This window comes from Phycisphaerales bacterium, assembly GCA_016716475.1.
In the GTDB taxonomy this organism is placed as follows: Bacteria; Planctomycetota; Phycisphaerae; order UBA1845; family Fen-1342; genus JADJWG01.
The window spans coordinates 900,624-924,999 of sequence record JADJWG010000001.1 but is presented as its reverse complement, the minus strand read 5'-3'; the positions used below and the strand labels follow the sequence as shown (position 1 = coordinate 924,999).

Annotated in this window: 19 protein-coding genes; 11 read left to right on the top strand and 8 right to left on the bottom strand. The window is 66.1% G+C overall.

Annotated features, from left to right (window positions below):
* Positions 1–41 precede the first annotated feature (41 nt).
* From IPM18_03830 to IPM18_03805, 6 genes are all read right to left on the bottom strand, one after another.
* Entirely contained in the window at positions 42–1,529 is a 1,488-nt protein-coding gene (locus IPM18_03830) for an ammonia-forming cytochrome c nitrite reductase subunit c552 (GenBank protein ID MBK9118719.1), read from the bottom strand.
* 58 nt (positions 1,530–1,587) lie between these two features.
* Entirely contained in the window at positions 1,588–2,055 is a 468-nt protein-coding gene (gene nrfH, locus IPM18_03825; GenBank protein ID MBK9118718.1) for a cytochrome c nitrite reductase small subunit, read from the bottom strand.
* A gap of 28 nt (positions 2,056–2,083) precedes the next feature.
* Positions 2,084–2,872, bottom strand: a complete 789-nt coding sequence (locus IPM18_03820; GenBank protein ID MBK9118717.1) for a class I SAM-dependent methyltransferase — start codon at positions 2,870–2,872, stop codon at positions 2,084–2,086.
* 23 nt (positions 2,873–2,895) lie between these two features.
* On the bottom strand, positions 2,896–3,348 hold the full coding sequence (locus IPM18_03815) for a nitrous oxide-stimulated promoter family protein (protein ID MBK9118716.1): 453 nt from the start codon (positions 3,346–3,348) through the stop codon (positions 2,896–2,898).
* Positions 3,349–3,407: 59 nt separating this feature from the next.
* Positions 3,408–4,718, bottom strand: coding sequence for a hydroxylamine reductase (gene hcp, locus IPM18_03810; protein MBK9118715.1), 1,311 nt, complete (start codon positions 4,716–4,718; stop codon positions 3,408–3,410).
* Between the two features lie 84 nt (positions 4,719–4,802).
* On the bottom strand, positions 4,803–5,603 hold the full coding sequence (locus tag IPM18_03805; protein MBK9118714.1) for a 4Fe-4S binding protein: 801 nt from the start codon (positions 5,601–5,603) through the stop codon (positions 4,803–4,805).
* Between the two features lie 143 nt (positions 5,604–5,746).
* On the opposite strand from IPM18_03805, the gene IPM18_03800 reads away from it, so the two are divergent.
* Positions 5,747–6,445 (top strand): Crp/Fnr family transcriptional regulator, encoded by a 699-nt coding sequence (locus IPM18_03800; protein ID MBK9118713.1) that lies wholly within the window; start codon positions 5,747–5,749, stop codon positions 6,443–6,445.
* A gap of 70 nt (positions 6,446–6,515) precedes the next feature.
* Here IPM18_03800 and IPM18_03795 read toward each other — a convergent pair whose 3' ends face one another.
* Entirely contained in the window at positions 6,516–7,904 is a 1,389-nt protein-coding gene (locus IPM18_03795) for a Gfo/Idh/MocA family oxidoreductase (protein ID MBK9118712.1), read from the bottom strand.
* 282 nt (positions 7,905–8,186) lie between these two features.
* Entirely contained in the window at positions 8,187–8,951 is a 765-nt protein-coding gene (locus IPM18_03790) for an ABC transporter ATP-binding protein (protein ID MBK9118711.1), read from the bottom strand.
* A gap of 659 nt (positions 8,952–9,610) precedes the next feature.
* Between IPM18_03790 and tssI the strand changes: the two genes are divergently transcribed.
* The 10 genes from tssI (at position 9,611) to IPM18_03740 (ending at position 24,323) form a co-directional block, all read left to right on the top strand.
* Positions 9,611–12,133, top strand: coding sequence for a type VI secretion system tip protein VgrG (tssI, locus tag IPM18_03785; GenBank protein MBK9118710.1), 2,523 nt, complete (start codon positions 9,611–9,613; stop codon positions 12,131–12,133).
* Positions 12,134–12,160: 27 nt separating this feature from the next.
* Complete coding sequence (locus IPM18_03780; GenBank protein MBK9118709.1) at positions 12,161–13,336, top strand: type VI secretion system tube protein Hcp; 1,176 nt, start codon at positions 12,161–12,163, stop codon at positions 13,334–13,336.
* Positions 13,337–13,378: 42 nt separating this feature from the next.
* On the top strand, positions 13,379–15,865 hold the full coding sequence (locus tag IPM18_03775) for a metallophosphoesterase (GenBank protein MBK9118708.1): 2,487 nt from the start codon (positions 13,379–13,381) through the stop codon (positions 15,863–15,865).
* A 390-nt stretch (positions 15,866–16,255) separates the two neighbouring features.
* The gene (locus IPM18_03770) at positions 16,256–16,942 is read left to right on the top strand and encodes a PAAR domain-containing protein (protein MBK9118707.1); all 687 of its coding nucleotides are present in this window, start codon (positions 16,256–16,258) and stop codon (positions 16,940–16,942) included.
* A complete protein-coding gene (locus IPM18_03765; protein ID MBK9118706.1) occupies positions 16,929–18,800 on the top strand; it encodes a hypothetical protein in 1,872 nt (623 codons plus the stop codon). The genes IPM18_03770 and IPM18_03765 overlap by 14 nt, the downstream gene beginning before the upstream one ends.
* Positions 18,797–19,282: a hypothetical protein gene (locus tag IPM18_03760; protein MBK9118705.1), complete on the top strand. Its 486-nt coding sequence runs from the start codon at positions 18,797–18,799 to the stop codon at positions 19,280–19,282. Before IPM18_03765 ends, IPM18_03760 begins: the two co-directional genes overlap by 4 nt.
* Complete coding sequence (locus IPM18_03755; protein ID MBK9118704.1) at positions 19,279–19,521, top strand: hypothetical protein; 243 nt, start codon at positions 19,279–19,281, stop codon at positions 19,519–19,521. The genes IPM18_03760 and IPM18_03755 overlap by 4 nt, the downstream gene beginning before the upstream one ends.
* Positions 19,522–19,532: 11 nt before the next feature.
* Positions 19,533–20,081: a hypothetical protein gene (locus IPM18_03750; protein MBK9118703.1), complete on the top strand. Its 549-nt coding sequence runs from the start codon at positions 19,533–19,535 to the stop codon at positions 20,079–20,081.
* 262 nt (positions 20,082–20,343) lie between these two features.
* Entirely contained in the window at positions 20,344–20,967 is a 624-nt protein-coding gene (locus tag IPM18_03745; GenBank protein MBK9118702.1) for a sigma-70 family RNA polymerase sigma factor, read from the top strand.
* A 116-nt stretch (positions 20,968–21,083) separates the two neighbouring features.
* Complete coding sequence (locus IPM18_03740; protein MBK9118701.1) at positions 21,084–24,323, top strand: tetratricopeptide repeat protein; 3,240 nt, start codon at positions 21,084–21,086, stop codon at positions 24,321–24,323.
* The last annotated feature ends 53 nt before the right edge of the window (positions 24,324–24,376 follow it).

The following is a 24,376-nucleotide window of genomic DNA, read 5'->3' as shown; positions in this document are numbered from 1 at the left end:
GCCACAGAGCATCCCGAGGGCGTTCTTCGCCCCGCCCGGATCTACGGCCGTGCGGCGACCGCGGCCTCCTGTTCTTCACTTTCGCCCGGCGCGGATTCTTCGCGGGTGGTTGTCGGCGCCGGGGCTCGTGGCAGACCGCGCAGCGCATTCTGGCCCTGGCGGCAGTAGTCCATCGCGATCGTGGCGACGCGCATGGCTTCCTGCGGGGCGTGGAAGCCGGCCGAATTCTCCGCTTCGATGAAATCGATCAGGAAGCTGGCCTTGCGCTGGAAGTCACGGGCCTCGACGAGCTGCTCATCCGTAGCACCGGCGGTGCGGGCGGCCACGATATCGTCGATCAGCTCCACGAGGGCATCGAGAGCGAGGTTGCGCGCAAAGAGAAAGCGGTCCTGAATGGTTTCGGCCCGAGCGAGCAGCTCGCTTTCCGGGGCGCGGTGGCAGGTCTGGCAGGCATTCGCGATGTTGAGCAGCGGGCTGCGGACGTGGTGGTCACTGACCTTCATGGCGCCGACGCGCTGGTAGGGCATGTGGCAGTCGGCGCACGCGACACCCGCCCGGCTGTGAATGCCCTGGCTCCACATTTCAAACTCCGGATGCTGCGCCTTCAGCATGCGGGCGCCGGTTTCGGCGTGGGTCCAGTCGGCGAAGCCGATTTCGTCGAAATAGGCGAGGATCTCATCGGCTTTGCGTCCCTTGTGCCAGGGGTACGTGAGCCGCTTCTCCTGGCCCGCAAAATAGTACTCTACGTGGCACTGTGCGCAGACAAAGGAGCGCATTTCCTGGCGCGTGGCCATGGTGTTGACGTCGTAGTTCGCGATGCCTTCGGCCGCCTTGGCGACGCGAATGCCCTCCATGAAGGCGGGGCGTGTGATCCGGAGTTGCAGCGTCTGGGAGTCGTGGCAATCGATGCATGCGACCGGGTGGGAGACGTGTGCGCGGGCTTCCTCATAGGGCAGGGCGTTCATCTGCTCGAAGCCCTTCACGATGTCGCCGTTGCCCAGCTTCTTGTAGGCCTCGTAGGTCGAGGCGTGGCAGTTCAGACAGGTACCGGGTTGATTGAACTGCAACACGCGCTGAGTGTAGGTCTGATCCTCGAGCATGTAGGCATGGCCGCGCTCTTCACGGAAGTCGACCGCGAAGGCGTAACCCGCCCACATCCGCTTGAGCCGTGGATCGAGCTCGATCTTGGACTGCGCGACCTCGGACCGCGGATCGTCGGTCGTGGGCTCGCGCACGATTGCCTCGCTGCCGCCGTGCCGGGTGCGTTCCATGTCGACCGTGCGCATGTAGCTGTCGTACTGCAGCGGGAAGTTCTTGCCCCACACGGCGGGGTCGTAGGTGTCATCATCCAACTCGACCACGCGGAAGAAGGGATTGCGCGCTTCCTGCTTGTGCTCGAAGATCGTGACCAGCAGCCAGGTGATACCGAATGCGGTGCCCAGTGCGGCGACTCCGAGGACGACCAGCACCCAGGTGCGGCCGAGACCCTTGCTCGCAGTCTCGGGGGGCTTGGGCTTACTCTCTGTCATCGACCGTGATCTCCTTTCGATAGCATTTCGTCGGCCGGGAGGTTTCCCCTCCGGGGGCTCAATGCAGGTGACCGACCGAACGGTGGCAACGAATGCACGACATCGGCTCGCCACCCGGCACCAGATCGATCTGGTGCACGACCTGGGAGTGGCAGTATCGGCAGGCCTGCTCGGTGATGGCTGCGTTGCGCGGCGTAATCTCGATCGGCTCGTGAAAGCGGCCGGTCGTGAAAGCCAGGGAGTGGTTGTAGCCGTTGATGGCCTTCGTCAGGTACTTGCCGAAGAAGTCATGCGGAGTATGGCAGTCGTTGCAGGTCGCCACCGCGCTGTGGCTCCCATGAATCCAGCCGTCGTACTGTTCCTGCATGATGTGGCAGTTCACACAGGCCCGTGGATCATTCGTCATGTACGAGGCGCCATGGGCGTATACGAAGGTGTAGAGTCCGACCCCGACCGCAGCACCGCAGGCCACCACCGCGAAGGGGACGGCCACGCCCAGCAACTGCGCCAGCCACTTTCTACGCATCTTGCAGGTCTCCATGGTCGGTGGCCGGTCAGTGCTCGGCCACGACGATCAAATCCACGCTGCGCTCGCGGGCATAGGGTTCTTGCTCATAGCTCCCGTAGCAGCGCACCGCTCGTACGCCCGCCTCTTCGAGGTACGTCCGCAGCACAGCCGCCTCCAGTCCGAGGAAGGGGACCGACTCGAACACGTGCGGCTCGGTGGAATCGCACACTGGTACGGCCGCGAAATCCACGTAACCGCTCGCCCCGGCCCGGTGTACGCCCTTGACGAGGGTGTGGGGCGTTCCATCTACGGTGACGGTTCGGCCGATTTGCCACTGCAACGGGCCGTCGGGCAGGCGGAACAGGTTCAGTACATGGAGCACGATGATGCCGCCGGGGCCGGTCGCCGACACCAGTGCCCGCACGGCTCGCTGGACGTCCTCGGAACTCGGGGCGAGGGCCAGCGAATTCCCGGTGCAGACGACCGCGTCGAACTGCCTCGCCGGCAAGACCGGATCGGTAAAGGAGCGCGTCACCCAATGCAGGCCGCTTGCGGTACCGGTGCGCTCCGCGGCGAGGCGGAGCATCTCAGGATTGACATCGGCGCCTTCCACCGTACAGCCCCACTCGGCGAACAGTGCCGCGTGGCGACCCGTACCGCAGGCGGCGTCGAGCACGCGCGCCACGGCGTGTCGTTCGAACAGCGCCCGGTAGAAGGGGGCTTCGCGCGCCAGGCGTCGCGGCCAGTCGACGAGCGCATCATAAAGCGCGGCCCGGGGTGTGAAGCGTGGTGCCGACATGGTGGGCAGTGTACTTGGTGATAGGACGATTGCCACTCTTTTCCGTGCTTCCTTTCGCCTCAAAATAGCAGGTGCAGCAGGTAGTGCAGCCGCCCGCTGCGCAGCAGTCGCCAGCCCGCGATGCGCATGACGGTCCGGATCTGAGCGCGGTAGTACGGCGGGTAACAGTGCGTCGGACAATCCTTGCACATCGGCTTCGGGTTGTACGGGCATCGACTGCGCATCACGGCAGCGTGACCGAGCAGGCGGGCGCACTCCGGGCAGAGAACCGGCGGTCGACGCAGCAACGCTGCGAGCGCGTCCGGCCGCAGCTTTACCGGAATGCGCGCCGCCACCGGGGCATGGTGGGTACACTCGCAGTAGGTTTCGATGAAGAGGGCGAGTGTACGCAGGTCGCGGCGAAGCTTGCGGTCGCCGCCGGCCGCGCGGGAGCACGCTGGCCCGTCCCGTGCCGCGGTTTCCGCCCGGTGGGGCGGAGAGTGCGGAGGCGGCGCGACCGGCAGCGACGGCATGAACTTACTCCGGCGAGGGGACGCCGTGCGGACGGCGCCCCCGGATTCGAAGTCTCGACTCAGAGCGCCTGCCCGAGGGCTCCGCGCAAATCGACCTCGGCGCTCTGGCCCGTCAGCCGCAGGTCGTACTTCTCCTGCAGAATCTTGAACACGTTCGGCGAAACGAACGCCGGCGGATTCGGGCCGATGCGGATGCCGCGCACTCCGAGATGCAGCAACGTCAACAGGACCGCGACGGCTTTCTGTTCGAACCACGACAGCACGATCGTGAGCGGCAGGTCGTTTACCGAGCAGCCCAGTGCCTGTGCGAGTGCCACCGCGACCTGGATTGCGCCATAGGAGTCATTGCACTGGCCCATGTCGAGCAGCCGCGGCAGCTCGCCGACACCATCCAGGTGCAGCGTACCGAGCTCCTCGTTGCGAATCCGGAACTTGCCGCAGCCCATGGTCAGGATCAGCGAATCCTTCGGGGTGCGCGCGGCGAAGTCGGCGAAGTAATTGCGGCCGGGCTCGGCGCCGTCGCAGCCGCCGATGACGAAGAAGTGGCTCAGCTTACCGGCCTTGACGGCATCGAGGATCGCACCGGCAGCGCCGATCAGCGTACTGTAATGGAAGCCGATGGTCGTCTCGCGCACCTTGTGCTCCCGCAGCGGTGCGCTGCGCTGCGCGCACTCGATCACGGCGCTGAAGTCGTTCGTCTTGAGCCGCTTGCCGCCTGGGACGGCGGTGACGCGGGTGGTAAAGAGCCGGTCCTTATAACTGCTGGGCGGGATCAGCACGCAGTTGGTGGTGGCGAGAATGGCGCCGGTGAACTCCGCGAACTCGCGCCGCTGCTTCTGCCAGGCGTCGCCGAAGTGCCCGACGAGGTGCGGGTACTTGCGCAACTCGGGGTACATGTGTGCCGGCAGCATCTCACCATGCGTGTAGACGTTGACGCCGGTGCCCTGGGTCTGCTCGAGCAGGTCGCGCAGGTCCACCATGTCGTGCCCCGTGACAAGGATTCCGGGACCGGCCTTCGTACCCTCGTAGACCGCGGTTGGAGTCGGCCGGCCGAACTGCCGGGTGTGACCTTCGTCCAGCAACTGCATTGTGCGCAGGTTCATCCGGCCGCACTCGAGAACAAGCTCAAAGAGCGAGTCCAGGTCGAAGTTGACGTTTGTCACGGTCGCAAAGAGGGCCTCTTCGACGAAGGCGTCGACTTCCTCATCGATCATGCCGAGCCGGCGGGCATGGTGGGCATAAGCCGCCATTCCCTTCAAGCCGTACAGCAGTGTCTCCTGGAGCGACTGCACATCGGGGTCTTTGCCACACACGCCGACATCGGTGCAGGCCGTACCATGCTGAACCTGTTCACACTGATTGCAGAACATCCGGAACTCCTTCCTCGCCACAATGGACAAGGTGCTATCGGGGTAACCGGCCACCGCCGGTGGGCGGCCGTCTCAGGGCTACAGCTACCGGTGCAATTCGCCGCAGGATTGCGGCAGTTCGTGGAGGTGCTCCGACTGCCAACTGCCGTCCACGCCGATGACCACCTCGGTCACGGGTGTGGTGACAGCGGCCTGGCGGCGTGCGGCCAGTACCGCGGAGACGAGACCGATGCAGCAAGGCACCTCCATCCGTGCCACGACCACCTCCTGCAGATCGTTGAGGGCGAGAATGGCCGTCAGCTTCTCGACATAGGCGTTCAGATCATCGAACTTCGGGCAGCCGATCAGGACGGCCCGCCCGCGCAGCAGGCGACTGTGAAAAGCGGCCGATGCAACCGGCACACAGTCCGCCGCAATCAGCAGCCGCGCGCGCCGCAGCACCGGTGCCTGGGGCGGCAGCAGACCGAGCTGCACCGGCCAGTGGGTCAGCTCGGAGCGGGCGGCGTCACTCTGGCGGACTGCTTCGTCGGCTGAGTTCGATTGCGTTGGGGGCACCGATCCGAAAGTCCGTAGTCGACTGCCGGGGCAACCCTGTGTACCCACCGAGGATCGTGGCGAAGCCGGCATGTCGGTGCCAGCGACAGGCAGCCGAGTTCGGGCGGCGGCCACCGCCATTTCATCAAACTCGGCGGCCGTCCGTTCCTCGATGGTGATGGCCCCGCGCGGGCAGTGTCCCAGGCATGCGCCAAGTCCGTCACACAGCTTGTCCGAGACGAGGCGGGCTTTGCCGTCGATGATGCGCAGCGCGCCCTCGTGGCAACTCGGGATGCACAAGCCGCAGCCATCGCACTTTTCTTCGTCGATATGCACGATCGCACGGACCATTCGTCGACTCCTTCGGCCGGGGCCGTGGGCGGAAACCGCCCTGCCAGCCGTTGCTGTTCAAGGAGAAGTGTCGGACAATCCGGAGCGGCGTGCCTTGACCTGCATCAAGCGGTTCCGAAAATCGCAGCAGAGGTTGGTTCGTGATGCTGCTGACAGCTAATGAAATCCTGCGCAAGTGTGGTCTGTTCCGTGAGTTAGATGACGAGTCGCGGGCCTTGCTGGTGGCCGAGGCCGTGCTGAAAAAATTCGTGCGCGGTCAGCGGATTTTTCGGCAGGGCGAGGAATGTCCCGGCCTCTACATCGTGGGACAGGGCCGGGTGCGGGTCTTCAAATTCGCGCCCAATGGGAAAGAGCACGTACTGCACTTCGCCGACCCGGGGAAGACGTTCGCGGAGGTGGCGGTGTTCGGCGGGTTCAACTGCCCCGCCGATGCGGAAGCAGCCGAAGACAGTGTCTGCGTGCTGCTACCCGCGCGGCGGTTGCGGTACCTGTTGGAGCACGAGCATAAGCTCTGCCTGCAACTGCTCACCGGCATGGCCCTTTGGGTGCGGCACCTGGTGGGCTTGCTGGAGGATCTAGTACTGCGTGACGCCAGTGGCCGGGTGGCGCAACACCTGCTGACGGCGGATCCGACGGGGGGCCGGGGTACGTTTGCGCTGCCGATGCTGAAAAAGGATCTCGCGAGCCACCTCAACCTGACGAGCGAAACGCTGTCGCGCACATTGCGGCGACTTGCGGATACGGGTTTGATCGAGTTGGCAGACGGTCAGCAGATCCGGATTTTGGAGCCGGGCGCGCTGCGCGAGGTTGCGGACGGGATACTGCCGGCGGAGTTTGAGTAGATCCGCGGAACAGGTCGGTGCTCTGCCGGTTGCTCACTTTCGGCGAGGTTGATTTCGTGCGGCAGCGCGCTCAGCCCTCGACGATGCCCAACGGCTCCCGTACCCGCCACTTGCCCCGCGTGAAGTCCGGGAACTCCACCGGCCGACTGCGCTTCGCCACGGATTCCGCCGTGAGCGGGAACACCACGCTCCATGCGGCCGCATCGTATACGTCCATGTCCAGCGGTAAGCCATGCCGCAAGCAGTGAATGAGTCGGTAGTTTTCGAGAAAATCCATCCCACCATGCCCGCCCGCGGCCTGCTGAACGGTCTCCGACTTCCAGAGCGGATGCTCAAATTCGGCGTACGCGTCGAGTGTCTCCCAGCCGTGTCCTTGGCTGCGGCCCTCGATATGCACGCGCGGCGGGTATTTCTCGAAGATGCCCCGCGTGCCCTGGACGGTGTGCTTGCGACTATACGGCCGGGGCAGGTTCGTATCGTGGACGAGGTAGATGGTGCGTCCGAGCTCGGTACGGATCAGCGTCGTATTGACGTCGCCGAGAACGAAGCGTTCCGCGCGACGCGGGTCGTCGGGGGCGAGCACTTCCTGCTGGTAGAGTTGCAGCCCGCGTGACGGGCCGCTCATCGACACGAGATACTCGAAGCGATCGCCGCGGTTGATGTTCATGTTCTGCGCAACGGGGCCGAGCCCGTGCGTGGGGTAGAGATTCGCATCGTACTTTCGGGAGTAGGGGCGGCGCCACCAGCCCTCGCCATCCTCATCGAATTTCACCGGGCGCAGGTCGTGCAGGTAACCGCACTCGCCGTGCAGAACCTCGCCGAGCAGCCCTTGGCGCACCAGGTTCAGGCACAGCAACTCCGCCCGATCGTAGCAGCAGTTCTCCATCATGATGCAGTGCCGGCCGGTGCGCTCAGCGGTCTCGACAAGTTCCCAGCAACCGTCGACCGTCGTCGCGGCGGGGACCTCGGTGGCCGCGTGCTTGCCGTGCCGCATGGCCGCCAGGCAGACGGGTACGTGCCACTCCCAGGGGGTCGCGGTGAAGACCAGATCGAGCTCCTCCTGTCCGCAGAGCCGTTCGAAATCGCGCTCACCGCGGGTGTAGAGCGTGGGCGGAGCTTGTCCGGCGGCGGTGACGAGTTGGGCTGCGTAGTCCGCGCGCTCCGGGCGGATGTCGCAGACGGCACGGATTTCGGCGCCGCGGATCTTCAGCAGCGTGGCCACGTGGTGCGTGCCCATGTTGCCGACGCCGACGAAGCCGATCCGGACACGGTCGAGCGGTGGGGTGACGAAGAGGGGGGCGCTCGCGGCGCGCTCCGCGCGGCGGCGGCGGCTCGCACAGCCCGGCAGGGTGGTGCCGACGGCGGCGCCGAGGCCGACCAGGGCGCCGAGCTTGAGGACCGCCCGGCGGTCGAGGAAGGGATCGGGTGGTTCGTGTGGATCGGGGGCGTTCGTCTCCATGAGCAGCTCCGAAATGTGCCGTGTGGTCGGCCTGCGGATGAGAGCACGATAACGGATCGCCCTCAGTGGGGGGAGGGGCGGGCGGCGGGCAGTCGCGGAGAGTGTGCTGCCCGCAGCGCACGGCGGACATGCAGAGGTCGCACCGGGCTGAGCATCGGAGCCGGGGGATTCCTGATGCGTGAATACCACAAGCTCTGCAGAGTCATGGCCCGCACGCGTCTCGCTGCGGTCATATGACCGCGTAGTTTCGAACGGTGTAGACGCGTGGCCGGCGTGGTCGGTTCAGCGCACACTCACCAGGTCGCTCGGTTCCGCCACGCCCTGCGCGAAACGGCTCACCACGGGGTCCGTCGATCGCAGCACATCCGCCGGTGTGCCGTCGGCCACGAATTTTCCGTTCCATAACATGAGCACCCGGTCACCTACCTCGGACGCCGTCTTCATATCGTGCGTTACCACGATGCCCGTGACGTGAAACTGCTCCTGCATCCGCCGAATCAGCTTGTTGATCACGTCCGCCCGCTGCGGATCAAGACCCGCCGTCGGCTCATCGTAAAGGATCAGCTTCGGAGGCGGGTCCATTGCGATCGCCCGGGCGAGTGCCACACGCTTCTTCTCACCGCCGGACAATTCGGCCGGACGCTTCTGCTCGAACCCCTGTAGTCCCACCACCTCCAGGCATTGTCGCGCCAATTCGAAGACCGGGCCGCGATCACGTCGCCGCGCTGTGTTCTCCAGCATCGGAAACGCCACGTTCTCCACGACGCTCATGGAGTCAAACAGCGCGTTGAGTTGAAAAACGAAGCTGATCTGTCGACGGATCGGCACCAGCGCGCGTTCACTCAGCCCGTCGATTCGCTGCCCTTCGAAGTACACCGCCCCCTCGTCGGGTCGCAACAGCCCCACAATGTGCTTCAGGAGCACACTTTTCCCCGTGCCCGACCGCCCGATGATCACGGTTGTCTGGCCACCCGCCACGGCCAGGTTCACCCGGTCCAACACGCACTGCGAGCCGAATGACTTCGAAACACTGCGCAGCTCGATCACGGGCACGTTCTGAGCGGTCGTTGCGGGGGAAGTATTCACCGGTTCTGCTCCGGACAGATCGGCGGTCATCATGGGCACGCATGGCCCCGCAGATCGCGATCGCGTGATGATAGCCGAATGGTCGCACCCGGCGAATCCCGCGCACAAGACACGGCACATTCCTTACTTTGCGGGAAGGCGTGGCGTAGCACTGCACTCCGGCGCCGCGGAAGCAGGGGCTGCGCCGGGTCCCGGCGGCTGAAGTTTCTGCGCTGCGCCGGATGCGTGGCCACTGCTCAGTGTGACCGCCGTGCGAGGTGGGAGTGTGTAGCAGCGGATCGGAGCGGGGGTAAACGAGCGTCCGTCATTTGTAAGTCGTGAAGTATCAGTTAGTTGCGTCAGGGGTGGTGCTCGCGCCAGGATTTGCAGTTTCACCTGGATTCATGCTGTTGCACATCCCCTCCGCGTCGTCAATCTGTATCGGGGACCCGGTTTCTGAACACTGTTCAAACCACTTTGCGCTGGTGCGATTCGCGGTCGTGTCTCCTTCCTGCTGCGGCGGGATTCCTGGGGTGCCGCCACCGGAATTCTTCAGCGCGCGTGATTGGGGGGCCGGTTCGTCGTCTTGTACCGGGCGGTCGCTCGCAGCGGCCGCGATTGGTACGTTCGAGGCCGAACCGATGCCCCTCCTGCAGGACGATGTGAGCGTGCGCTATGTGCGTCGTATGCCGCTGGACTTTCAGGTCGCCGGCGGTGACGGCTACCGCTTCTCCGTGGTGCGCTTCAGTGGCACCGAGGGCCTCTGCCGGCTCTACCGCTTCGAGATCGACTTGGCGTACGGTGATGCGGAGCCGGTCATCCTTGACGAGCTGGTGGGCAGGCCGGCTGTGCTGAACGTGCGCGGCGCTGACGGTGACCGCCATTTTCACGGCATCATCGGGCGCTTCGAGATGACCGGTGAGGCGGCCGGCCAGACGCACTTTCGCGTGGAGCTGGTGCCGACGGCGTGGCTGCTGACGCACCGCTACGACTCGCGCATCTACCAGAACAAGTCGGTGCCGGAGATCGTCGCGGATGTGCTCGAGCGGGCGGGGATTCCGGCGGACCACTATCGCTTTGCGCTCGAGAAGACGTATCCGCCGCGCGAGTACTGTGTGCAATATCGCGAAACGGATTACAACTTCATCGCCCGACTGCTGGAGGAGGAGGGTATCTGGTGGTGCTTCGAGCAGCACGAGGAGTTGCACATCCTGCTCATAGCGGATGTGGCGGCCGCGTATGCACCGATTGAGAGTGAGGGGGCGCTGCGCTACGTGCTGCCGACGGGGCTCAACTCGGAGGAGGACCACGTCTTCCGCTTCCGGCTGGGGCAGTCGGTGCGGCCGGGGGCTGTGCTGCTGAACGAGTTCAACTTCGAGAATCCGGCGCTGGACCTGCGCTGCGAGCACGAGACCGGCCGCGATGAGCAGCTCCGGTTCAGCGATTACCCCGGGGACTACGGGGCGCAGTCGGACGGAGTGGCGCGGGCGCGGGTGCGTGCGGAAGAGTTCGAGGCGACCCGCATCACCGGTATCGGCCAGAGCGGGTGCCGGCGCCTCGCACCCGGTCGCACGTTCGAGCTGAGCGGTCACCCATCGGCCGCGTGCAACGGGTCTTACCTGCTGACGGCCGTCCGGCATGAAGGCAAGCAGCCCACGTCGCGCTCGGTGGGGGATGCGGACGGCCGGGCCCGTGTGCTCGGAGCGCGTCTGCACCAGGCGGTCCTCGCGGCGCGCCAGAGCGACGAGCCGGCCGTGCGGGAACTTGCGGAAGCGCTGCTCGAGATCACGGCGCGGCTGTCGGCCGGCGACCCGACCGCGCAGCGTGCGCGGACGGAGTGGGTGTATCACGCGGGGCAGGTGGCGCGCGACCTGGCGAGCGTGGCCGGTGCGCGTGGGGAGAGTGCCGCGGATGCGCTCACGTTGCCGCATCTGATCGACGACGTGGCGCGGTCGGGTGCAGTCGACTTCGATGCGCCCGTGTACCAGTGCCGCTTCGAGTGCGTTCCAGCGGCGGTGACGTATCGCCCGCCGCGCATCACGCCGTGGCCAGAAATGCGCGGTACGCAGACGGCGCGGGTTGTGGGGCCCGCGGGAGAGGAGATCTACTGCGACGAGTACGGGCGTGTGAAGGTGCAGTTCAACTGGGACCGTGTCGCGGCGTTCGGCGCGAACGCGTCGTGCTGGATTCGGGTGAGCCAGGGCCTCGCCGGCGGCAACTACGGGATGCTGATGCTGCCGCGTGTGGGGCAGGAAGTGATCGTGGATTTCCTGGAGGGGAATCCGAACCGGCCGATCATCATTGGCAGCGTGTACAACCGCGACCACATGCCGCCGTACAAGTTGCCGGAAGACAAGACGATCTCCGCGATCCGCACGTGCAGCAGCCCGGGTGCGGGCGGGGCGAATGAGATTCGCTTCGACGATGCCAAGGACAAGGAGGAGCTACTGCTGTACGCGCACAACGCGCTGCACCTGCGGGCGCGCGGCAGTCACTTCGAGAGCACCGGCGGGGACCGGCACGCAACGGTGGGCAAGAATGCCTACGAGCTGGTGAAGGAGCAGAAGCATTCGCTGGTGAAGCTCGACCTGATCGAGCAGATCGATGGCTCGAAGCACCTCAAGGTCGAGGGCGACGTGAAGGAGTTTCTGCACGGCAAGCAGACCAAGTTTGTGAACCGGCAGTACAACCTGCTCAACGGCGACGGCATCTGGCTGGGGTCGGACACCAGCGTCACGCTCTGGTGCAACGGCAACTTCATCAAGTTGGATAAGAGCGGCATCACCATCATGGGGAAGATGGTGAACATCAACAGCGGCGGATCCGCAGAGGTTCCGGAACCCGACGGGCCGACCCCCGTCGAGGAAGCGAAGCCGGCCGCGACGACGCGCTTCGGGCAGAACGTTCGTTATACGGAGACTCCGGAGGAAGTGCCGCCGGCCGAGACCGTGAGCGCGAAGCAGACGTCGTGGATCGAGATCGAGCTGGTGGACGAGCTCGGGCAGCCGCGGCCAGCGGAGGAGTTCGTGGTCGTCGAGCCCGACGGCACGGAGCACACGGGTGCGACCAACGTGAAGGGGCTGGCGCGCGTGGCCCTGAGGGAGCCCGGGGCCTGCCAGATCAGCTTCCCGAAGCTGGATGCAGCGGCGTGGGAGCGGTTGTAACGGGGCCGCGCGACGGAGACTCGGATGATGGCAGATACGAGCACGGCATTCCTGCGAATTCCCGGCGTTCGGGGCACCTCGAGTACCCCGAGTCGGCGTGACTGGATCGACGTCCTCGGCACCAGTTTCAAAGCTCCCCGGCCGCGACGCGCGCCGAAGGACGGCGAGGCATTTGTAGAAGAAACGTCGGAGGTCATCGTCGTCAAAAGCGTCGACGCGGCGTCGCCCGTGCTGGCTGCCGCGCACACCGAAGGTCGCACGTTCACCGCGGTCGAGTTTGAGCTTGTCTCGGGCACGAAGACGCGCAAGGTGACACTGGAGCACGTGCTGATCGGGAGCTATGCGGTCTCGAATACGGACCCTCCCACGGAAACAATCACGCTCGCGTACGTGAAGCACGTAATCAAGGATCGTGCCGCGACAGCCGACGACGCGACCGTGGAGCCGGATCGCGGAGATGGCGATGCGCAGCCGGATGTCGGCCCGGCGCAAGCGCAAACGTCTGAACCCGACGCCGAGGACGCGGCAGCGCCTGCGGAGGTGCCGCATGAGGGAGGCGGTCCGGTAGGCACGGGCGAGCGCATCGTGCGCAGCGGCGAATGCACTGCCAGCATTGCGAAAGAAACCGGCCACTTCTGGCGGACGATCTGGGACGATGCCGGCAATGCCGACCTGCGCGCCGCACGTGAGAATCCGTTCGTGCTGCTGCCCGGGGATCGGGTGCATGTGCCAGCGCTGCGGCAGAAGTGGGAGCCAGGTGACGCCGAGAAGCGGCACCGTTTCCGCCGCAAGGGGGAGCCCGAGGTTCTGCGGCTCCGTATCCTGAGTGACGCGGTGCCGCGCGGCAACGAGCCGTTCGTGCTGGTCGTCGATGGAGTCGAGCACCGCGGCAGCACCGATGCGGATGGCAACCTCGTGTGTCCGATTTCTCCCGCCGCGCGCCGGGCGCACCTGCGCGTCGGCGAGAGTGAGGATGCGCTGGAGTACGAATTCGACCTCGGTCACGTCGATCCGGTCACCGAAATCTCGGGTGTGCAGGGGCGGCTCAAGAACCTGGGCTTCGACTGCGGACGTATCGACGGCAAGCTGGGCAAGTTGACGCGGCAAGCGCTGCGGAAATACCAGAAGTCGCACCAGCTTCGGGTGACCGGCGAGCCGGACGAGGCAACACGGCGCAAGCTTCAGGAAAACTACGGCTGCTGATATTCCGACCGGACGGTCGGGCATGATGAATTGGAGTGCACGATGTCGGCCAATGACAAGAACGGCCATGGCAAGACCGAAGCGCACAAGGGTGCACCCGCGACCAAGCACACGGTGAACACCGTCGACCGGTCGACGTACATTCAGGCGCGCATCCTGTTTCCGGCGCTCGGTTGTCCGGCGGTGATCAATCCCCAGGGCACGGGCTCGTTTGCCACGCGCGGCATCTGCATGCTGCTCGTTTCCGAGCGTGAAAAGCTGACGGCCGCGGACGTCGCCCGCCATGTGCGCATCGTTTCGTGGGAGCGCCGGCGCACGCGCTACACGGCGCCGCGGTCGGAGGGTGGGTCGGAGGCCTTCGACGTGCAGTCGATCACGGTGCGGCCGCTGAAGCGGGAGTCGGCGAAGGGGTTGACGCAGCTTCACCAGCTCGGCGGCATCAGCGGCCACTACCTCGGGCTGTCCAATGACGTACTCAACTGGTACACCAGGCACGGCCTGCGGTACCTGCACGAAATCCGTGTCGATCCTTCCGCCCTGTCACAACTTGTACAGGGCGAATTGTACAACCTGTTGTGGGTCAATGAGAACAAGCAGGACGGCCCGCAGCAGCGCTCGGCCGAAATGAACCTTCTGATCAGGAACTACGCGTGGCGCTCGCGGCTGGGAAACGACAACGTGCCATCGTGGGACCGCTTCAAGAAGTACTTCGCGACCGAGGAAGAGGCGCGGAAGCACTGGATCGGGATGCGCGACGAGTATGAATACGACTACCAGCGCGACGAAAGGCCTTCGAACACAGCGATCGAAGTGACGTCGGCTTCGTCGCATTCCTGGCGCTCCTCGCCCGCGAGACTCAAGGTGACTCCGAAGACGCCGGACAACCGTACGGAGTGCCTGCACCCGGTCTTTGTGCGTTCGGCTCAACCGCGACTGCGTATCGGGCACCTGACAGACACGCACGTGGATATCCGCTGCGATACGTACGCGGCGAACTTGCGCGCGGCCGGCAATACGAGCGCTCTCCAGCAGTACGTGAACTGGAACGACTCCTTCGAGAAGTTCTATCGCAGCGCGCAGCAGAACTGCGGCGTGTTGCTGTTGACCGGTGACCTGATCGACTACGGCCGCGGCTTCAGCGAGCGCGCCGGGGCGCAACTCGGACATGGCAGTGACTATTGGCGCGACCGAAACTGGTTTCTGTTCTATTCCCTCTTTGCGAGCGGCGGCAACTACAGACAGCCGGCCTACACCATCCTCGGCAACCACGATTGGCGTATCAATCCCTACCCTCCGTTTGGCCGAGGTGCTCCAGACCCCGAAGACATGGGCTTCCGCAGCAAGGACGATCTGCGCGCCGCGCACGGGTCTGGGTACGAGCCCGGCCTGGCCTATCATGTCGACCTGAGGAATGTCGCCTCCCACTTTCGTCAGAAAGTCATTACCCACAGCGGCAGTCTGGAGAACAGGGGTACGCCACTGGAAACCCGCATAGAGTCCGTGGCCTGGTATCTACTGCTGATCAACCCGTTTCTGGACTACGCTTGCCCGCTCCCGGGCGGATACAACGTGGTGATGCTCGACTGGGCCGAGAATGAGAAGGTCGACTTTCCGCTCATTCTGGGGGGTAAGGACTACGGCAAGGCCCGCATCAAGTTCTGGGACGTCAGGAACCAGGGCGGTCCAATGGCCATGGACAGTCTGTCTACGGACCAGCGCATCCTGCTCGACTATGCCTCACTCCATTTTGACGGCCCGAAGATTTTGGGCGTCCATGCGCCACCGATCTCCCCCTGGCCGCACTGGACAGACGATCACCTGGCGCGCGGCGTGGTGCAGTACACCGCTGCTGATATCGACGTCTTGCGGCCGAAACGTCGGCCGGTGGGGGATACGGGCCACACCATGCCCGTGGGTGAATTCCGCGACCGCGAGTCGCACGAGACGGAGGCCGAGTACAAGGAGAAGCTGCTCTATTCCCGCGGGGCGACCGAGCGACCCGGCGATTCTCCGAAGCGCCTCACCTTCGAGCACGAAGCCTACGCGTTCCGCCCCTCCGCGCAGGATCCTCTGGGCCAGGAAGCGGACTACGAGTCCGTTGCGATCGGTCGCGAACGCATGATCCGCCTGCTGCGTGCCGGACCGTTCGACCCGCTCTCGCCCGACCGTGTGCAGGATCTCGGTCAAACGCGGGCCGAGCCCCAGAGTCGTCGCTTCAACCTGGTGCTTTCCGGCCACGTGCACCGCCAGAACATCATGGCGCTCGAGGTCACCGGTCCGCTGCCCGGGCGCTGGATAGTCAAGGAGGTTGGCGAGAAGGGCGCCCCTGCTGCGGCCCAACCGGTGTTCATCAACACGACCTCGGCGGGTCCGCTGGGCAAGCTCCTCGAGCATCGCAAGCGGAAGCTCTACGGCAGGCCCGGCGGTTACATGGAAGTGACCATCGCCGCCACCGGTAAAATCGAGGCCGTGGAACCGAAGCGCGCGTCGTTGGTGCGCATGAACCAGCACCAGACAGTGACCCGGTAGTAGGAGGAGATCCGAACCGTGCCGGCGGCCGCAAGAGTTCGTGACCAGACTTCACACGGCGCCCCGCTTGGGAGCGGGCCGGGCAGCCCGAACGTCCGCATCGGCGGCGCCAACGCCTGGCGGGCGCTGCCGGAGGGACAGACAGGCGCGGCTCTGGAATCGGCTGCGCAGAAGGTACAATCCTTCATGTCCACCGCGGTACTCACGCCCGCCAGTGCTGCGGTGCAGCTCGTCCAGATCCAGGCAGGACTTCTGGATGCGTCCGGACGTGCCGCGGGGGAGGGCAATCCCGCCGCGGCACCGGCGGCCGGCACAGCGATGGCTGCGCTCAACGCGTCGAACGCGACCTTGAGTGCGACGTGGGCGACCGCGTCGGTACCGCCCGGCGCCATGCCGGCCGCGAACGCGGCGTTTACCGAGGGAATCAAGGCCGCGGTGGCGTCGGCCGCCGGCGCCGTATTCGCGGCGATCGCCCGCGCGGCCGACATGCACCACTGCCCGCGCCCCTGCCCGAACCCGCCCCACGGTCCGGGGGTCGTCACTCGTGGCAGCCAGACCGTGCGGATCAACGGACTGCCCGCCGTGCGCAAGGGCGACAAGGTGGTCGAGGCGTGCGGCGGCTCGGACGCGATTGGCGTCGGGTGCTCGACGGTCAGTATCGGCGATCTGTCGGCGTCCGGGTCGGCTGTGGCCGCTGCCGAAGCGACGGGTGCACCAGGTGGGGGAGCAGACGATGCGATGGATGCGGTGGTCCAGGCAATGGAGCAGAAATCCGAGCCAGCCGCACCCACGGCAGCTCCAGCCCCGGAATCCGTGGGTCCATTGCGGCCGCGTGCGTCTCCCCATGTCGAGCCGACGTGGATCGGCATTGTGCTCCGCGATTTCGACGATCGGCCGATGCCGAACCAGGACTTCACGGTGACGCTGCACAGCGGGCAGATACTCAGCGGCCGCACGGATGCGCGTGGATACATGCGCTTCGAGGGCGTGCGCCCCGGGGCGGGCGATGTCACGTTCGTGCGCATCCCCGACGCGCTCGCTGTGAATGGCGAGGAGAGTGCTGGTGTCAAGCGGTAGTGTTCAATCGGCGGGCGGCGTGCCACCGGCAGCGGCGGAAACGCCGCTGCGCCGGCCGGTGCGCACCGGGCAGGAAAACGTGGTCCGCGTGCACCCGTTCGATCTGTTCAATGTGAAGTGTCCGCCCAAGTGGGATCCGCAATCGGAGCGGCTCGCGGTGTCTTACGACGTCAACGATCCCAATACGCGGGCGACCGCGGGGCGGATCGTGTATCGGAGCGCAGCGGTGGCTTCCGGCGAGAGTGAAGATAGCGGCGAGGGTGCCGTGCTGCATGTCCTGTCGTTGCCGGATGGGCTCCGCAAGCATGGGCATCATGAGTTGCCGCCCGCACTCCGCTGGGATGGCAAGCTCACGCGCGGTCCGGCGGACCGCATCGGCGAGAAGGTCACCGCGGACCTCGCGCCGGTCGAGGTGGTCGTAGAGTTGTGGAGCGGGAACGAACAGCCGGTGCTCGACGGAGAGGAGGAGCTTGCGCAGCGTGAGGGGCGCATCAGCCGCAGCCGTGCGACGGTGTCGGTGGACGCGCTCGTCGAGGCGCGCTGGGAACGAAACTGGGTGATTCCGTGGGGTGACCCGGAGGAGCCCAAGGAGGGTGCGGTCCGGATGCTGATCCGCGTGCGCAACGTGCGCGAAGGAACGCCGGTGCGACTGGAGGTGCTGCGCATTTGGCCGGAGGGACCGGAGGAGAACGACCAGCGCTACGCGATCACCGGTGAAGCGCCTGACGAGCAGCCCGGGCTGATCGGGGCGACGGTGCGGGGTGGGCGCGTACTGCTGCCCGACGGGACCGCGCCGGAGGTCCGCTTCAACAACTACGCACAGCATTGGATCGAGTCTGGCAACAACTTCTACCGTTTCCGCGTAGCACTGGGCGACCGCGGCGGCTACGTGGGTTCCTCGCAGCGCGACTGGCAGAAGCACGAGCGGGACTGCCTGCACCTGCGATTTACCGTGTTCATCCACCGGCCGCCTGGCGACCTGGGCTATGCGCGCAGCAGTGCGCGCGAGCTGCACCGCTTTCTGCGCAAGCAAACGAAGTACTTCCGATCATACCTGATGGAAGGTCCGGCGAAGAACGCGGAAGACTGGATACAACACTGGCGCAACCGCTACATCGTCGTTTTCGCGGGGCACTCGGCCTGCTTCTGCGACCACGCGGAGCATCCGCGCAAGAAGTCGAACTCGGATGAGTTCGTGGAAATGATGCACCGCGGTTTCCCGCCGGACGGCAACACCTGCCCAAACGATATCACTTTGGCGGGATTCTTTACGTTCGAAGAAGACCTCAAGAAGTACAAGCAGGAGTGGTTTGACGGCTGCGGGCACAAGTCCAATGTCACGCAATGGTCGGGCCTCGGCCGCCTCGGCAAGGATGAGAAGATCATTATCTACCGGGGAACCGGCGCCAGCGCCGCGCGCATGGTCTATTCCATCCAGCGGCGACCACCGTACGATCCGAAGAATCCGAAAGCTCCGCGTCCATGGTCCGAGGCCGAGGCGACCGAACTCGATCCCGAGGATGCGCCGCGGCTGATGTTCTACAACGGCGGCTGCCGCACGATGCTGACGACGAACTTCGGGGAGTGGCTGATGGATGCGGGCACGCGGTTTCACTGTGGGTGGGTCTACAGCGTGCTCGACGCCGTGGACGGCCGCTTTCTGCCCGAGTTCTTCCGGCGCTGGATCAAGGGCACACGCGCCGACCCGGCCGCGGTGGAGTACGACGTAGAGCGGATCCCCGAGGTCTATCGGCAGCTTGCGCGGCGCGGCGCGGCCACCGAGTGGCATGCACGCATCATGGACGCGAGCGGCGTGTTGAACACCGTTCCCGACCGGTATGAATCGGTGCTGAAATGAGTGCGCCGAGCTTCGACGAGCGGAGCGTCGTGGAGATCGAACGGACGCTGGGGCGTGAGCCGCGCGACCGTCGTATCGTGCCTTGCGAGGCGGAGGAGGCGTGGTCGCCGGAGTGGCTGCGAAATCTCTCCGAGCACGCGCTGAGCATCCTGACCCGCGCGGCCGACATCGTGGTCTACTTCGATGAACAGGGGCGAGCGATCGGGTGGCGCGATGAGGGCCGCCGGGGTGCGGCGCAGCCCAAGTGGATCCACCGCGACCTGCTGCTCGAGATCATCATCGCCGAACTCGAACTGCCGGCCGGTACGCGCCTGGGCGAGTTGCGGCCGCGGGAGCTCCCGCCGCTGGGCTGGACGCTCGAAGCGGTGCTGATTCTCGGTGGGGATGCCGTTCCGAGCGGCACGTTGCGGGCATGGGTGGACCCAGAGGACATGTGCGTAGTGCAGTGCCTGTCTGGCAATCCGATGGAGGCGATACAGTGACCGCGGTCGAGGCAAAAGCAGCGGTACAGGCAGCACGTCACCAGCTTGAGCTTGATGACGAATTCGCGCCCGTAGCGGCCGAGCGGGCGCTGGTACCATGTGCCGGCGATGGTGCGCGTGCCAAGCCGGTGGAGCACCGCGTAGCGTGGATTGTGACGCTGTCGAGCGCTTGGGGCTTCGCTGAGGTACGGGTGGACGATGTGACGGGTAAAATTCTCGACGTGGTGCGCAGCGCATGAGGTGCGGACCGATGGATGCGCCTTCCCAGGATGATGCCCAACGGCTTTGCGACGTGGCCACGGAGACCGTGCAGCGCCTGCTGCGTGGTCGACTCGTACGCGGCGGTGTGTCGACGAGCCGGCCGGATTGGTTCTTTCAATGCGAGGTCGGAGCTGTGGAGCGTTACGCGGGCGGCACGCAGGTCCGCATGCGCACCTGGCGGCACTGGTCGGCCGCGCATGTCCAGTTCGATGGCGATACAGGGGACGTATTGCATCGCCGCATTGATCGGCTGGCTGACCCGCCCACGACGGTGATGTTGACGCAGGCCGATGCGTTGGCGGCCGCGCACGCCGCGGTCGTGGTGCCGCGGGAGGCACGGCTGACGGTATTCCGCCACGAGCTGTTTGCACCCGGCCGCATGGTCACCCGCCTGGAGTGGGAGCACGTGCACGAGGGGCTGCGTGTCGAGGGGGACTGCCTGTGTGTGCTGCTTCACCCGGAGACGCGACGGGTCGTTGCGGTCACCAAGCGCTGGCGAACTGTCGCGGCCGGCGTCACGGTTCGGGAGGGTGGGTAGCGCGGTGTGTGTGAAATCCCGCCCGGCCTGTGCGTGACACCGCTTCACAAGTACACCACTCACGGCGAAATCATGGGGGCCATCACCGCCCATGCTACCCATCGGTGGCATTGTGCATGGGGTGCGAAGAGCGGGGAGGGGGCGGCCTCCAAACAGTTCGGAGGGAAGGCCTTGCGGTGCGGGCTTGACCACGGCGCGAGCAAGGTGTAGCTTGCCACTCGCCGGGGGTGACGGGGACTGGGCCGACCGGGAATTTGTGGCCATGGCCGAGACCGATGCGCACGATCTTGAGCGGGCGGTGGCGGGCGATACGGAAGCGCTGCGCCGCCTGCTGAAGCGGTACGGCCCGCAGGTGCGTGAGGCGCTGCAGGGCCGCATCGACCGCCGCTTGCGAAGTCTGCTCGACGAAGACGATGTGATGCAGGTGACGTACCTGGAGGCGTTCCTGCACATCGAGCAGCTCACGGCGCGCGACCCGCCGGCGTTCGTGGCCTGGCTGTCACAAATCGCGCGCAACGCGCTGCGCGACGCAGTCCGCGGCCTGACACGGCAGAAGCGCCCGCACCCCGCGCGGCGGATCGCGGTGCCGGGCGGGGGCGATTCGGCGGTGGGTTTGCTCGAGTTGCTCGGGGCGGCGGAATCCACGCCCAGCCGGCACGCGGCACGGGCGGAGGCGGGCCAGGTGCTGGAAGGGGTGCTGGCGGCGCTGCCGCCGGACTACGCGGCGGTCGTGCGGCACATCGACCTGGAGGGGCTGCCGGCGGGCACGGTGGCCGAGCGGCTGGGCCGCTCGCCGGGGGCGGTGTACATGCTGCGGGCGCGGGCGCACGACCGGATGCGTGAGTTACTGGGGTCGCCGTCGCGATTCTTCAGCTCCGGCGCGTGAGACGGGGGGGACGTTTGGCGTCAAGGGATGTAGAGGGCCGGAGGAGCGCGTGGCGCCGTACTTGCGCAGATCAGAGCGGCTCCGGCGGACGTTGACTCACGTCTCGGGATGATGACATGACATGGCAGCATGATCCGACCCGCGAAGACCGCAGTGACGTCGACAGCCGTCTGGTCGACGCGGCCTGGGGACAGTTCGAGCGTGTGCGCGCCGTTGCTGCGCACAGCAGCTCGGACGTGACGCGCGCATCGGGAGCGGGCGGCAGCGCCGCGCTGCTGCCGTCGGAGTCGTTCCCCGGCTACGTGATCCTGGGGGAGATTCATCGGGGTGGCCAGGGTGTTGTTTACCAGGCGATCCAGGAATCGACTCGGCGCAAGGTGGCGATCAAGGTTCTGCGCGACGGTCCGCTCGCCGAGGCGACGGAGCTGGCCCGGTTCGACCGCGAGGTCGCGGTTCTCGCGCTCCTGCGGCATCCGCACATCGTGACGATCCACGACCGGGGCCAGTTCGCCGGCCGGCGCTATTACGTGATGGACTACATCGCCGGCCGGCCGCTGGATGCGCACATCGCCGTCTCGGAGCTTTCAGTCGGCGAGACGCTCGAGCTGTTCTTGAAGATCTGTGACGCGGTGAGCGAGGCGCACCTGCGGGGGGTCATCCACCGCGACCTGAAGCCGGGGAACATCCGCATCGACGAGCAGGGCCAGCCGCGCATTCTCGACTTCGGCCTGGCGAAGCTTACTACCGTGGACGAATCCGGGCCGACCATGACGCAGACCGGGCAATTCGTCGGGTCGCTGCCGTGGGCCAGCCCGGAGCAGGCGGACGGCCGCGGCGACCTGCTCGACATCCGCACGGATGTGTATTCGCTGGGCGTGATCCTTTTCCAGATGCTCACCGGCGCGTATCCCTACCCGGTCTTCGGGAGTATGCGCGAAGTGGTTGGCAACATCACGAGTGCGGTGCCATTGAGGCCGAGCACGCTGCGGCGCGGCATTGACGCCGATGTCGAAACGATCGTGCTGAAGTGCCTGTCGAAGGAGCCGGCGCGACGATACCAGAGTGCGGGTGAGCTCGCCCGCGACGTGGGGCACTACCTGGCCGGCGAGCCCATCGCGGCGCGGCGCGACTCGTTTGGCTACGTGGCGTCGAAGCTACTGCGGCGACATCGCCTGCCCGTGAGTTTCGCCGCGGCGCTCCTCGTGGTGCTCGTGGGCGGTCTGGCCACGTCCCTTACGTTCTGGCGCCAGGCCGAAGGGCAGCGCATCCTCGCCGAAGCGAACGAGGCCCGGGCGCTCGCGGCCGCGCAGGAAGCGCAGGAGGTCACTGAGTTCCAGGCCTTCATGTTGGCGGATATCAACCCGGAGCAGATGGGTGCCGGCTTGCGAGCCGAACTACTCGACGCGGCACACCGTTCGCTTGCGCCTGCTGATGGTGCGGAAGGGACCGACGAGGAGATTCAACGATTCGTACGCTTGCTCGACGAGGTGAACTTCACCAACCTCGCGCTGCACAGCGTCGAGGCGAACATTTTCGATCGGGCGCTTGTGGCGATCGACGAACGATTTGCCGACCGGCCGCTCGTGCGGGCCCGCATGCTCCAGACACTCGCGACCACGCTGGGCAAGCTGGGGTTGCTCCAGCGCGCGACCGGCCCGCAGGAAGAGGCCCTGGCGCTGCGTCGCGCCGCTCTCGGGGACGACCATCCCGACACGCTCAATTCGATCAGCCGGCTGGGGGCCCTGCTGATGGCGCAAGGCAAGCTGGCGCCGGCCGAGGTGCTCTTCCGCGAGGCGGTGGAGGGCGACCGGCGCGTGCGCGGGGACGACCATCCGGAGACACTCGTGGACATCGGCAGTCTCGCCGCAGCGTTGCAGAGTCTCGGCCGGTGGTCCGAGGCGGAGCCGCTGTACCGCGAGTCCCTGGAACGCAGCCGCCGCGTGCTCGGCGAGAACGACCCGATCACTCTCAATGCGGTGAATAACATGGGGTTTCTGCTGCGGGCCCAGAGCCGGCTCGCGGAAGCGGAGCCCTACTACCGTGCAGCGGCCGAAGCCCGCCGGCGGCTGCTGGGTGACCTGCACCCCGATACGCTGGTCTCGATCAACAACATGGCCTACCTGCTTCAGGCGCAGGGGAAGTATGCGGAAGCGGAGGAAGGTTTCCGGGAAGTCCTCGCAGCCCGGCGATCGCTGTTCGGCGACGATCACCCGCGTACGATCACGTCGATCAACAACCTCGGCATGTTGTATTGGGAGCAGCGCCGGCTGACCGAGGCCGAACCGCTGCTGCGCGCAGCGCTGGAGGGGTCGCGGCGCGTGCTGGGCGATGCTCACCCCGACACGCACGGTTCCACCGGCAACATGGGGCTCGTGCTTTACGCCCAGGGGCGCTATCACGAAGCTGAGCCGTATTACCGCGAGTCGTACGAGCTCTCGCGCCGCCTCGTCGGGGAGATGCATCGCGACACGCTGCAATCGGCGCGCAACCTCGGCGCGCTGCTATACCAGATGGGCCGACTCGGCGAGGCGGCAGAGTTCGCCGTCCGCACCCTGGAGGACTCGCGCCAGTTGCTCGGCGATGCGCACGATGGCACGCTGCGGTCGATGATCCTGTATGCGAACGTGCTCCTCGCCCAGGATCGGGTTGCGGATGCCGAGCCGTATTTACGTGAGGCGCACGCGGGGCTGGTGCGGCTCTTTGGCAAAGAGCACCCCGAGACCTTGAGGGCTGTGCAGAGCATCGGCTTCATGCTGGCGTGCCAAGAGCGCCACGCCGAGAGCGAGCAGTACTTTCGCGAGGCGTTCGAGGGTCGCAGCCGCGCGAATGGCGCGGACCATCCGGATGCGCTGGCCTCGATGAACAGTCTGGGCGTAGCGCTTGCGCAGCAGGGCCGTCTCGACGAGGGTGAGGAATTGCTGCTGGGCGTGCTGGAACGCCGCCGCGCGATCCTGGGCGACGAGCACCCCGACACGCTGGTCTCCGTCAACAATGTCGGCTACCTGCACGCGTTGCGCGGGCGGCTGAAAGAGGCCGAGGCATACTACCGCGAGGCGCTGGAGACGCGCCGACGTGTGCTCGGTGCGCAGCATTACGAGGTGGGCGTGACTTGCCTTAACCTGGGCGCCCTGCTGCTCCAGGAGGGCCGCTGCGGCGATGCCGAGGAATTGCTCCTGGAAGCACACGCGATCTTCGTCGAAACGTGGAGCCCCGCGCACCAGCGCTGCCGCTCGGCAACCGCACGCCTGGCCGAGCTCTACGAAACCTGGGAGCAGGCCGAGCCCGGCGGCGGCCACGATGTGGCGGCGGCCGCGTGGCGCGCAGCGCTGGTGGTGGATGGTCCCAGCGGTCCGTGAGTGCTCCAGCGCGTGTGGGTCCCGAAAGCGGCGCGGGAGCTGCTTGCGGCGGA